This window comes from Streptomyces sp. NPDC018693 (genome assembly GCF_044391385.1).
GTDB lineage: Bacteria > Actinomycetota > Actinomycetes > Streptomycetales > Streptomycetaceae > Streptomyces.
Genome location: NZ_JBIRZZ010000004.1, coordinates 174392 through 186180, shown reverse-complemented (window position 1 = coordinate 186180; position 11789 = coordinate 174392). Strand labels below are relative to the sequence as shown.

The 11789-nt window shown below is 71.9% G+C and carries 11 protein-coding genes and 1 pseudogene; 4 read left to right on the top strand and 8 right to left on the bottom strand.

The features are described 5' to 3' along the window. Window positions 1-207: 207 nt before the first annotated feature. Together ACH5AC_RS12840 and ACH5AC_RS12835 are read left to right on the top strand one after the other, a co-directional pair. Window positions 208-465: a hypothetical protein gene (locus ACH5AC_RS12840; RefSeq protein WP_398861780.1), complete on the top strand. Its 258-nt coding sequence runs from the start codon at window positions 208-210 to the stop codon at window positions 463-465. Window positions 466-519: 54 nt separating this feature from the next. After that, a complete protein-coding gene (locus ACH5AC_RS12835; RefSeq protein ID WP_398861779.1) occupies window positions 520-1032 on the top strand; it encodes a macro domain-containing protein in 513 nt (170 codons plus the stop codon). 20 nt (window positions 1033-1052) lie between these two features. On the opposite strand, the gene ACH5AC_RS12830 is transcribed toward ACH5AC_RS12835, so the two are convergent. Next, window positions 1053-1577 carry a hypothetical protein gene (locus tag ACH5AC_RS12830; protein WP_398861778.1) on the bottom strand — a complete coding sequence of 175 codons (525 nt, stop codon included), beginning with the start codon at window positions 1575-1577 and terminating at the stop codon, window positions 1053-1055. 67 nt (window positions 1578-1644) lie between these two features. Between ACH5AC_RS12830 and ACH5AC_RS12825 the strand changes: the two genes are divergently transcribed. Continuing rightward, the gene (locus ACH5AC_RS12825) at window positions 1645-2466 is read left to right on the top strand and encodes a WG repeat-containing protein (RefSeq protein ID WP_398861777.1); all 822 of its coding nucleotides are present in this window, start codon (window positions 1645-1647) and stop codon (window positions 2464-2466) included. Between the two features lie 59 nt (window positions 2467-2525). Here the strand turns inward: ACH5AC_RS12825 and ACH5AC_RS12820 are convergent, their stop codons facing one another. From ACH5AC_RS12820 to ACH5AC_RS12805, 4 genes are all read right to left on the bottom strand, one after another. Continuing rightward, complete coding sequence (locus ACH5AC_RS12820; protein WP_398861776.1) at window positions 2526-3302, bottom strand: hypothetical protein; 777 nt, start codon at window positions 3300-3302, stop codon at window positions 2526-2528. A gap of 53 nt (window positions 3303-3355) precedes the next feature. After that, window positions 3356-3622: a hypothetical protein gene (locus ACH5AC_RS12815; RefSeq protein WP_398861775.1), complete on the bottom strand. Its 267-nt coding sequence runs from the start codon at window positions 3620-3622 to the stop codon at window positions 3356-3358. Then, window positions 3619-4290, bottom strand: coding sequence for a hypothetical protein (locus ACH5AC_RS12810; protein WP_398861774.1), 672 nt, complete (start codon window positions 4288-4290; stop codon window positions 3619-3621). Before ACH5AC_RS12810 ends, ACH5AC_RS12815 begins: the two co-directional genes overlap by 4 nt. A gap of 227 nt (window positions 4291-4517) precedes the next feature. Next, window positions 4518-5279, bottom strand: a complete 762-nt coding sequence (locus ACH5AC_RS12805) for a hypothetical protein (protein WP_398861773.1) — start codon at window positions 5277-5279, stop codon at window positions 4518-4520. Between the two features lie 550 nt (window positions 5280-5829). On the opposite strand from ACH5AC_RS12805, the gene ACH5AC_RS12800 reads away from it, so the two are divergent. After that, on the top strand, window positions 5830-8796 hold the full coding sequence (locus ACH5AC_RS12800) for an AAA family ATPase (protein WP_398861772.1): 2967 nt from the start codon (window positions 5830-5832) through the stop codon (window positions 8794-8796). A gap of 25 nt (window positions 8797-8821) precedes the next feature. On the opposite strand, the pseudogene ACH5AC_RS12795 reads toward ACH5AC_RS12800, so the two are convergent. The 3 genes and pseudogenes from ACH5AC_RS12795 to ACH5AC_RS12785 form a co-directional block, all read right to left on the bottom strand. Further along, window positions 8822-8971, bottom strand: a pseudogene (locus tag ACH5AC_RS12795) (DUF397 domain-containing protein); the annotation flags it as partial. Between the two features lie 104 nt (window positions 8972-9075). Beyond that, window positions 9076-9489, bottom strand: coding sequence for a hypothetical protein (locus ACH5AC_RS12790; protein ID WP_398861771.1), 414 nt, complete (start codon window positions 9487-9489; stop codon window positions 9076-9078). A 35-nt stretch (window positions 9490-9524) separates the two neighbouring features. Beyond that, a complete protein-coding gene (locus tag ACH5AC_RS12785; protein ID WP_398861770.1) occupies window positions 9525-11264 on the bottom strand; it encodes a protein kinase in 1740 nt (579 codons plus the stop codon). Between the last annotated feature and the right edge of the window lie 525 nt (window positions 11265-11789).

The window sequence follows — 11789 nt, the reverse complement described above, 5'->3', positions numbered from 1 at the left end:
GGCTGCCGATCACCCCGCGGATGATCGAGGCGTCCGAGGAGCGACTGACCGGGCCGCACGACGGTGATCCGGTCGAGGCCCACCTGTCGGCCGACTACTCCTGCTTCGGGGCGATCGACAAGACCCTCGGGCACGCCGGGTGGTGGTCCGTTGCGGGCAGCGCCGGGATGCGGGTGCTCCCCCCCCGCCCGGGTGGTCCGGCCGGTCATGGAGTCGCTCGACGTACTGGTGGAGACGTTCGGCGACGGCGCCCCGGTGGCGGCCGCCATCCTGCTCGCCGACCAGGACCGCGAGGACGAGCGGGTGTCCTCCCACGCCGAGGCCGTGAAGGCCCGTCGTTACGACGACCCGGCACGGGCGGCCGGGAAGGCGGCGAAGCTGATCACGGCGAGGGAGAAGGCAGGCTACCGTGAGGTCGCGCCGGACGCGGGCCGTCCGGACACCGAGCGGCCCGACGCCCCATGACGGCTCTCGCCGCTCCCGAGCCCCGACCACACCCCGACAGGAAGTACCGCGCACGTGCTGCCCATCGCGTACATCGACGGCGACGCCACCGCCCCGCAGGCCGACGGCAACAAGATCATCGCGCATGTCTGCAACGACATCGGTGCCTGGGGCGCGGGATTCGTACGGGCGCTGTCCCACCGCTGGCCGGAGCCCGAGCGGGAGTTCCGGCGCTGGTATCGCGCCCGCGCCACCTCGGGCTTCCGCCTCGGCGCCGTACAACTGGTCCAGGTCGAGCCGGAGGTGTGGGTGGCGAACATGGTCGGCCAGCACGGCATCCGGACCCGCGCGGGCATACGGACCGAGTCCGGCACCTCCCCCGCCGACAGCGGCCCGCCCATCCGCTACGAGGCGCTGCGCGAAGCCCTGCACGCCCTGGCGGAGCACGCCTCGCGGCTGGACGCCTCGGTGCACATGCCCCGTATCGGCTGCGGGCTGGCGGGCGGCACCTGGGACCGGGTGGAACCGCTGGTGGTGCAGGCGCTGACCGCCAGGGGCATCCGTACCGTCGTCCACGACCATGCGTAGCGGCCGCCGATCGGCGCAGGTCAGCCGGGATCGTCGCGGAACACCCGCTGCCCGTCCAGCAGCCGGTCGAAGAGCTCCCACCGGTCCAGGCGTGCCTCGGCGTCCCCCCAGTCGCGGGTGAGGACATCGTCCACCAGCAGGGCCCGCAACCGCTCCTGCAGTTCGTCCTGGCTGCCCGGCCGTCCCGCGAGGTAGCTGTCGTAGTCCAGGTGGACGTCCGCCTCCACCGACGCACCCGACGGGTCCTCCTCCAGCACGAGCCGCGCGCGGACGGTGCCCGAGGCGGTCGTACGGGGATCGAGACTGACGCACAGGACGACATCCGCACGGATGTCTCCCTGGACCAGCAGCTCGCCCTCGCTGAACACCGCCCGCGCGGTCAGGTCTCCGCCGACGACGATCCGTCCTTCCGAGCCGTGGTCGTACAGACAGCCGCCGACGGTGAGCGAGCCGGTGACGACGAGCGGCGCCGCCACACCGAGATGGCCGGTGACGACGAGGTCACCGCGATGGTGCAGCGGCTCGGACAGCTCTGTGCGGTCCATCGCACTGCCCCCCTGATCAACTGCCCTACTGGGCACCGTCATCACCCCTTGGAATCGGAGAACTGAAATGACCGACATCGTCGCTCGCTGGCGGGAGTTCGAGCGGACGCTCCAGGCGAAGGGCCTCGGCTGGGCACTGGAGTACGCGCCCGCGGACCTGCGCTACCCACGGATGGCGACCCATCCGCACGGAGCCCGGCTGGACCACCTGCTGCCCGCCGACTACCGGGCGTTCGTCAAGGAGGTCGGCTACCCGGTGCTCGGCTTCTCGTACTACGACCGCCAGGGGACGACGTTCCTGCCTCCCGCCGCGATGGCCGTGCTGTCCGTCGAGATCCACGACGACGAGCACGGCTTCCCGGAGCGGGTCGAGGGCGAGCCCACCCCGTGCCGTCATGCCTTCTTCGCCGGCTACGACCTCTCCGACATCAACGGCTTCGCGTTCGCGGAGGACGGGGTGTGGGTGGTCGAGGACTCGGCCGCGATCGAATACGTGGGCAGCTTCACGGAGTGGCTGCTGGGCGAACTGATCGACGTCGAGAACCGCGTCGCCGAGCCCGGCTTCCATGAGGACGAGGACACGGACCCCGACGGGGCGGGCGACCCGCACCGGCTGCTCGACTACTCGCTCGAGTTCAGCCACTTCCGCCGCCCTCCCTACAGCGCGGCGGACCTGGAGCTGAACTGGGTCGAGGACCAGTCGGACTCCCCCTACTCCTACGGCCTGATCGACGCGGAGGGGCGCTGGCGCATCCCGATGGGGCGACGGTACGTCGAGGTCAGGCCGTTCCGCGACGGAGTCGCCGAGGTGCGGTTGCCCGCCGAGGACGGGTCGTACGGCGGTCCGTGGGTGCGGATCGACACCGAGGGCGAGACGGTCGGCCCGTAGCGGAGCGGGCATCTTCCACGCGGCCGGTGTCGACTGTTCGGGCGCGGTCGTGGCCGCTGTCACCCGGAGCCGGGGGCCGCTGAGGGGCCGGCGGCGAGCAGCCTGTCGGCGTACGCCTGGTCCAGCTCGTCGTCCGCGGACAGGCCAAGCGCCCGTGCCGCGGCGGTGACGTCCCCCTCGGTGATCCGCTCGTCGACGTCGACGCGGCCGAACGCGTTGGAACGCTCGAAGTCGACGAGCACCCCGCCGTCGAAGAGGGGCGCCCGGCACGAGTAGTCGTTCCCGCTGAGGTACAGGGCACCGGTGCACCGGATGGCGTCCAGCGCCAGGATCTCCCCGGACGTCACCCCGTCACGGCACCTGACCTCGGCCGCGGCGACCAGCGAGTAGTCCCACACGGAACCGACCAGGGCTCCGGTGACCGTGAGCGTGCCCAGGACGAGAACCATCGCCTGGTCCTCGAGCACCAGGTCCCCCTCCACGACCACGTCGCCGGTCGCGACACGGAGGCTGCCCTCGGGGACGGTGATCCGCCCGGCGAGCCGCAGCGATCCGGGAACGGCGAAGGCTTCGGCCAGCACCCGCAGGCCCGCCCACCGGTACTGGTCGGCTCCGTCGAGCCAGTCCCACAGCGTGCCGGCGTCCAGACGGCCGGGCGGCCAGGCCATCCTCAAGTCGAGTTCCTCCACGTCGACGTCGAAGTCGGCGGCGTTCTCGACGAACAGCCGATCCCGCGTCAGCGCCGGTCGCACTCGCTCGTACGCCGACCCGATCCGGCGGGCGTCGAGGGGGAGTCCGTCCGCCGGCCAGTCCCCGACCCGCGGTGTTCCTGCCATGTCCCCTCCGTTCTTGCGGGCGTGCTGTGGGTCGACGGCGGCCGGCCTCCGGCTCAGGCCCCTGCCTGCTCCTGTGGCTCCCGGTAATTCCTCCAGAGCCCGTCGAAGATGCGGCGCACGACCCTTTCCTGGTCTGCCGTCAGTTCGACGTCCTCCTCCTCCAACCGCTCGACAAGCTCCTGCCAGACCACCTCGGCGTCGTCGAACGGCATGTGGTCGTCGAATTTCCAGGTGTCAAAGGTCAGATCGATGCCTTCGAACCAGCCCTGCTCACCCTCACCGTCGTTCCAAGGGAACGTGGGAAGTTCCACCGTGCTCACTGCTCATTCCTTTCCCGTTCACACCGCAGCAGGGGCCGCCCTGCGAGCGCGGCGTCCCAGAGTTTCTCCGAGATGTCCGTGTCACCGTCGAGGAGCCCGGGAGACAGGGCGTCGGCCGCGTCTTCGGCTTCGGCCTGTTCGTCGTAGGGGCTGTCGCGGATGCGCAGCCGACGGCCTTCCAGGTCCTGGAGGAGCGCGACCTCGCCCCTGTCCCACGCTTCCAGCCACGCGCCCGCAGAGGTGGCACCGTGCACGACGAGCATTCCGCCGTCGGTGAGTTTCGTCATCAGCAGGCCCCCGACGGTGAGCGAGCCGCCGATGATCAGGTTGCAGTCCAGGAGGCACAGCAGGTCCTCGGCGGTGACCGAGCCGGTGACGTAGAGCGGCGTGTAGACGTCCATGTTCATAAAACGCATCGGGCCGTTGACGGTCAGGTCGCCGTCGATGACGTAGACCGTGTCCACCGCTTCGTTCGGGCCGTTCCCCATCACCAGGGGCCCGTCGACGGTGAGGTGGCCCCGGTGTACGAAGAAGCACTCCGGCTCGTCCCCGAGGATGTCCTCCGGGCCGTCCACCAGTTCGTTGCTTGCTTCGCCGATGTCGTAGCGCTCCGTCGCCTCCGCCAGCGGTACTGGTTCCCAGCGCCGCGCCCACTGCTCGAAGGACATGTCGTCACTCCCGTTCTGTACGGATTCGGATGTGCTGATCTCACGCTGAGAACATGCCGGCCAGGTCGCACAGTCCCGGGCCGCCGTGCCCCTCGCGCGTACGCCGGTGCGCTGTCCCCTGCTGCTTCGGGGAGCCCGGCCCGCCCCGAACGCCTCTGTGATCACGCGCTGGAGACCGGATGGCGGAAGCCGCCGCCCGCGCCCGTGCCGTGCTCGCTCCCCGCCCCCTACCAGGGCCACCACCTGGGCCTGGCCAGGCCCTTCAGGGACTCCCGCGCGCGGTCCACCTGCTCTTGCAGGTAGGCGTGGTCGATTCCGGCGAAGCGGGTGACGACGTAGTTCCACTGGGCGGCCGCCTCGTCGCGCTGCCTCGTTTCCAGATAGGCGTCGCCGAGATTGGCCGCCGCCCAGGCCACGAACTCCAGAACGCTGGGGCGCGGGTCGTTGCCGAAACGGTTCGTCAGCTCGTGCCAGGCGGCCATGGCCTCCTGGTCCCTGCCCTGCCCCTGGAGGGTGGCCCCGTAGTTGAGGGCACCCTTGGCCAGCTCCTCGCTGACCACCGTCTCGTTCTCGGAGAGATCCCACGGCCGGTAGTCGATCCTGCGGGCCAGCTCGGCGAGGGCCTGCAGCCGCTCGGCCGGCCGGTTGAGCTTCTTGAAGGCGATGGCCTTGCCGCCCCAGGCGACCGCCAGATTGTGGCGGAAGGCGTCCTCCGGCCTTCTCCCGAACGTGTCGATGGTCTGCTGGTAGCGGGCCAGAGCCCGTTCCGGGGAGCCCTGGTCCATGCAGATGTGGGCACCCCAGGTCAACGCGTCGGCGACCCGGCACGCCACCAGCGGATCCGGGCTGTGCCGGAATCGCGCGATCAGATCGTCGTAGGCGGCCAGCGCCTGTGCGCCCGCAGCCCCGCCGCCTCGAAGCTGCAGGGCCTTGCCCGCCTCGAACATGGCGGTGGCGGTGGCGCGGTCGTCCCCGTGGACAGTGGTCATCGGTTCGGCTCTTCTCCCCTGTCCCGTTCGGTGTTCGTGGGACATGACCTTCGGCACGGTAGCGGTGCTCACCGGCATCCAGCCGCCGTGCGGTGACCTGTCCCTGCGGGTTCAGTAGCTGATTAGGTAGTTCCACGGACCGGTGACTTGTCAGTGGTGGCGCACCACGCCTTCGCTGCCGGTCACCATGCGCCCTGCCCGTGGTGCGTCGGCGGGGGATGGTTGTATGCGGCACCCGATCCGTGCGGCTTCTCAGCATCGGATCAGGTAGCGCCACGGACCGGTCGTATCGGCCCCGCGGCCTGGACCGCCGCGGTCGGCCCCCCCGCTCACGGTTTGTGAGAGAGCGACTGGTCAGTAGTGTGACGCGTTGCGCTCCTGTCGGCCAGAATGCGACGGGGTCGGAGAATGCCGAGGTGGAGGTCGTGGCGGACGGCGTTGTCGTAGCCGTGTTGTAAAACGCTGAGCGACAGGAGCCGATGTCACGCCCGGTGCTCCCGGCCCGGGGCAGGGCATCCGGCGGCAACGTTCGTTCCAAGGGAGATCCGCGGTGGTTGAGTCGTACGACGGCCTGAGGGGGCGCGCGGCGAGAGTGCCGTTCGTCAGCAGGTCCGCGGAGCTCGGCCGGCTCGAAGCGGCCCTGAAGCACATGGGCGTCGGCGGTCCGGCCGTCGTCGACATCACCGGCGAGGCAGGCATCGGCAAGAGTCGTCTGCTGGCGGAGTTCACCGCGCTCGCCCGCCGCCGGGGCGTGATCGTGCTGCGCGGCAGGGCCACCGAGTACGAGCGGCACGGCCCCTTCCAGCCGTTCGCCGACGCCTTCGCCGACCTCGGCCCACGGGCGCTCAGGACGTTCCCGTCGTTGCGGGAGCTCCCGCCGGTGCTGCGGGGGAGGGACGAGCCCGCAGGGGAGCCGTGGACCCGCGACCGGTTCGGGCTCTACCGCACGACCGTGGACGTACTGCGCCGGGTCCGAGGAGCGCGGCTCGTCGTGGTGCTCGACGACCTGCACTGGGCCGACCCCGCCTCCCTGGAACTCGTCGACCACCTCATACGGCACCCCGTACCAGGCCCCTTCCTGCTCGTCGTGTCACGGCGGGACCGCCAGGCCCCGGCCGCACTCACCGCGGCGTTGGCCCGCGGCGCCGACACCGGCACGGTGCTGCGCGTCGCGCTCGGCCCGCTGGGCGAGCGGGACTGCGTCGACGAACTGGCCCACGACCTGCCACGGCGGCGCGCGGCCGAGCTGTACGCGGCGAGCGAGGGCAACCCCCTGTACTTCCTCGCCCTCCTGCAGTCCCACCGCGGCCTCCGACGCATCGGGACACCGCTCCCCGAGCCGCCGCGCCGAGCTGCCGCCCGCGCGTTGCCGGACGGCTTGCCCCCCGGGCTGGGGGCGCTGCTGCTGGACGAGCTGGCGCCGCTGAACCCACTGGAGCGCTACGCCGTGGAAGCCGCCGCCGTCCTCGGCGATCACGCCACCGCCGAGCTGATCGCCACCCTCACCGCCTCGCCCGTGGCCGACGTCGTGGAGGCACTGCGCGAGGTGACGCGCCGCGATCTCGTCCGACCGGACCGTGACGGACACCGCCTGGCCCTGCGCCATCCGCTGATCCGGGCACTCGTCCACGAGAACACCGACCCCTGGCGGCGCCAGGAATTCCACCGGCGCGCGGCGGCCGAACTCGCACGGGCCGGTGCTCCCCTCGCCGAGCAGGCGCACCACGTGGAGCACTCCCTGACCGGATGGGACCCGGATGCCGCTGTCGTACTGACCAAGGCCGCCGAACAGAGCGCCGTGACCGCACCGGCCACCTCCGCCCACTGGCTCCAGGCCGTTCTCCGTATCCTGCCCGACACGCCCGAACACCACAGCCAACGCCGTGAGTTGACGCTGGCGAGGGCCGCCGCACTCGGCACCACCGGTGCCCTGCGGGAAAGCCGGGACCTCTTCCACCAGGTGATCGACATGCCGTGCCGGAACACGGACGACGACGCCCTGCGTATATCCGCGGTCGTGCAGTGCGCCGTCATGGAACGCCAGCTCGGCCGCTACGCCGAGGCCGACGCCCTGCTGCGCCGCGAACTGGACCGGCGCCCCGGTCCCTCCCCGTCCCAGCGGATCGCCCTCGTCATCGAGTGGTGCTGCCGCGCCCAGTTCGTCGCCCGCTTCCCCGACGTGCGCGAGGAACTCGCCCGCACCCTCGCCGACGCCCGCGCCCTCGGGGACGGCCTCGGCGAGATCGGCGCCCTGACCCTGGCGGCCATGAGCGAGGCGTACGAGGGCGACACGGCCGAGGCTCGCGACCTCGCCCGTACGGCGGCCGGCCTCGCGGACGCCCTCACCGACAGCGACCTCGCCGGGGTGTGCGAGCCGCTGGTCCGGCTGGGCTGGGCCGAGGTGATGCTCGACGCCTATACCGACGCCGAACGCCACACCGAGCGGGGTGCCGGCATCGCCCGGCGCACCGGACGCCTCTACATGCTCTCCCAACTCCTGCTCGGCCAGGCTTACGCCCACTTCCTGACCTGCCGCATCACCTCGGCGCTGGAACTGGCCGACGAGGCCGCGACCATCGCCCGTGCCCTGGGCAGCGGCGAACTCCTCGGCTTCACGCTCGCGGTCAGGGCCCTGTTCCTGGGGCAGGCCCGCCCGCCCGGCGACCCGGACGTCCTGGCCGCCGCCGAGGAGGCGACGGCCGCGGTGGAGGGCGCCGCCGAGAGCTGGTGGTCCACCCTGTCCCGGTCCCTGCTCGCCTTCGCCGCGCTGAGCGCCGGCGACCCGCACCGCGCCCGTGACGTTCTGCTGGACGCGGGCGGCGGCAGGGACCTGCACCGGCTCCAGCCCTCACTGCTGCCCGAGTTCCTGGAACTGCTCGTCGCCTCGTCCCTCGCCGTCGGCGAGACGACGGAGGCCGAACAGGCGGCCGAGCGCGCGCTGAAGGAGGCCGAACGCATCGACCTGCCCACCCGCCGGGCGGCGGCCCTGCGCGCCCTGGGCCGCGTGGAGGCCCACCGCGGGGACCCGGCCGCCGCGGCACGCGCCTTCGCCGAAGCGGCCCGGGAGAGCGCGCGCTCCGGCGCCACCCTCCGCGAAGTGCAGAGCCTGCTGCTCGCCGTCCCCTTCGCCCGGGCCGCGGGCGACGACACCCGCGCGGCGGACATGTGGCGCCGCGCCCGCCGCATGGCCGCCGAGGGCGGGGCGGTGCTGCTGGTCGCCCTGGCCGACCGGCAGCGCCCGGAGACGCTGGCCGAATCGCAGGGACCGGGGGAGGAGGTGTCCGGCCCGGCCGCCGCACTCGCCCAACTGACCGCGCGGGAAAGGGAGATAGCGGAGCTGGTCGCCGAGGGCCTCACCAATCAGGCCGTCGCCTCCCGGCTCTGTCTCAGCCCGCGCACGGTCGAGAGCCACGTGGCCCGCGTCTACCGCAAGACGGGTGTGCCGTCCCGCGCGGCACTGGCCGCGCTGGTGACCCGCCAGGCCGACGCGGGGCGCGAGGAGCCGCCGCCTCCGTGACGGGCCTCCCTACAACTCGGCGGTCGGCGACTTCGAGGCAGTTGCCTCCGTCGTTGTTGCTGTGGCTGCTCTTGCGCCATGCGGCGGTTTCAGGTCCGGGGGCGGATCGCGGCGGTACGTCCCCGGATGACGATCCGCGTCCACCGGGTGTTCGCGGGAGACAGTTCCGCCACAGAGGAGCTGGGAACCACGAGCGTCATGACGGACGACCGGCTTCCGTCCCCTGATGTCAGGTCAGTTCCCGCCCTGCCGCTGCCCGCTGCACCGCGAGGGCGTGGATCAGTCATCCCAGCGCCGCCGGTAGCGCGGAGGGCGGCGCGGCGGTTCCACGAACAACACCGGCTCGTCGGCGGGCTCGTCCGTCCACCCGCCCGGTGAGGTCGGTGACCCGTACCGCGCCCAGCGCAGGGCGTGCCGCACGCCGAGCACGTACGACTCCGTCCAGCGTCCGCCGGCGGGGTACATCGGCGGTGCCCCGGGCCTGTTGCGGACGATGTCGTGCGCCAACCGCTCTTCCTCCGCCCCCGATTGTGGTGTCGCCGGGGCGTCGGCAGGGCCGCTGAGCGGAGCGGGGCCCCGGCCGAGCAGCCAGTCGTAGGCGTCGATCGCGCCCTGCTCGAAATCGGTGCGTGAAGCGGCGCGGTAGGACTCGCACCTGGTGCGGTCGGCCGTGATCTGCTCGGCTGGACGCAACAGCCTTCGGTCGTCGGGGCGTTGGGAGGAGTTCATCACTGGCCGGCGGGATACATACGGAACACCTCGCCGTCGACGTTCGCCTTCAGGTACCCGCTGTCGTATTCGTCACCGACGTAGACACGGATCTCCGGCTCGTGGCTGATCACATCGGTGGTGATGCGGAGGTAACGGATGGTTGGTTCCTTGATGCCGAGCTCCTTGTCGGCCTTGCTCAGCAGCGCGGGCAGCTTGTCCCAGGCGACGGCGTCGAGGTCGATGAGCGCCTCATCGGAGCTCAGGCTCCCGCCCGCCCGGACGCGCGTCATGACGCCGTTGCGGTACTCGAGCGCGTCGTACCGGCTCCGGTTCGCCTTCGTCGGGGCGTCGAGGAAGGCGTAGTCCAGGTAGACGCTGGCGTCCTTGACCTCGGTGCCACCCGAGGTCGTGCGCAGGGCTTCGGTCAGGGTGCGCATTCCCGCCGGCGTGAGCAGGTTCTGTGTGGAGTCGGCATCGGTGCCGTTCTCGTCGTCGGCCTTCTCCGTGCCATCGGCGCTCGCCGTACTGTCGGAGCCCTCCGAAGAGCCCTCGGTGCCGGAGTTCACGGAAGCTGCGTCCGAAGCCGAGCCGGCGTTCGTCCCGGCCGTGGAATCGCCGGAGTCGGGGCGCGACACCCACAGCATGGTGCCGACGATGATCGCCACGGTGGCGACAGAGGCGCCGAGTTTCCTCCTCGGTGCGGGACCCCGCCCACGCGGACGTCGCGGGGTCGGGGCAGTCGGGGCTGCCGGGGCTGTCGGCTCAGCGGGAGCCGTGGTGAACGGGACGCCGGCCGTCGCCGCCCCGGCGAAGGCGGCCGGGTGGGGCGGAAGGCGGGGCGTCACCGCCGGAGCCGGGCTCGGCATCGTTGGCGCGGGGCCGAAGCCGTACGAAAGAGCTCCGTCCGACCGGCCGCTCTCGGCGTCGGCCAGCATACGGTCGAGCTGCTCCGCGTCGGGACGGACGGCGGGGTCCCGCTGCAGCAGCGCGGACAGCACCGGGGCCAGCGGCCCGGAACGCACCGGCGGCGGAATCGGCTCGTCGAGTACGGCCGCGAGCGTGGCCAAGCTGGTGGTGCGCCGCATCGGAGAGTGGCCTTCCAGGGCGACGTAGAGCATCATGCCCAGCGACCACAGGTCGGAGGCGGGGTTGCCCTCCACACCACGGACGCGTTCGGGTGCGATGAACTCCGGCGAGCCGATCAGATCGCCCGTGGCGGTCAGGCGGGTGGCCTCCGGCAGGGCCGCGATGCCGAAGTCGGTGAGTACGGGGGTGCCGTCCTCGCGCAGCAGCACGTTCGCGGGCTTGACGTCGCGGTGGTGGATGCCCGCCTCGTGCGCGGCACGCAGCCCGGCCAGCACGCCCCGCCCGACCCGGGCGGCTTCGGTCGGGGACAACAGTCCCTGGTCCAGGCGGTCCTGGACGGAACCGCCGGTCACCAGCTCCATCACCAGCCACGGATGGGGAGTGTCGGCCCGGTCCACGATGTGATGGATCGTCACCACGTGGGGGTGGTGGAGCCTCGCCAGCGAGCGCGCCTCCCGCAGCACCCGCTCGCGCAGCATCCGCGCGACCGCCGGGTCGCCCTCGTGATCCAGCGACGCGGGAGGGCGTACCTCCTTCAGGGCGACTTCCCGGTGCAGGAGGATGTCGCGGGCACGCCACACCAGCCCCATGCCTCCACCGCCGAGCCGCTGCAGCAGTTCGAAGCGGTCGTCGATCAGTTGTGGGTGCGGGTCCGACCCCGGGGTGCTCATGGCGCGCATCGTAGGTGGCGCCGGTGGGGAGCTGGGGCGGCCCGCGGCCGACCGGGGAACTGTCGAACGCCGGCCCCCGAGAATTGCGTATCCGGTTCCGTAGTTCCACGGATGCCGATGCCGACGCCGTCGGGCACCGTGATCAACGCGTGTCGGACGGTCGGCCACCGCCGTGGAGCGGGACCGCCGTCACCGGCAGCCTGATCGGCAGGCAGAACCGCGTTCCGGACCGGATTCCGTGGGCCAGGGAACGCGGCCTCCGTCCGTTGCCCGGCCGGGTTTCCGCGCCGCGCACACCGGATCCGCGGCTGCACGCAAGACGGTCCCTTCGGTGATCGGCCTTATCCGGCGGTGAACTCCGCTTCAGGACGATTCGGCGGACCGTGACGAACAAGAGCGCGGACGTCGTCCCCGGAGCGAAGGCCGACCGGTCTTCGACGGACCGGCCGTGCCCCGTCCTCCGGGCGGATCACGCGCGTCGAGATGAGGGGCGAGTGCCTCGCCATCGCCATGAGGGCTGTTGCG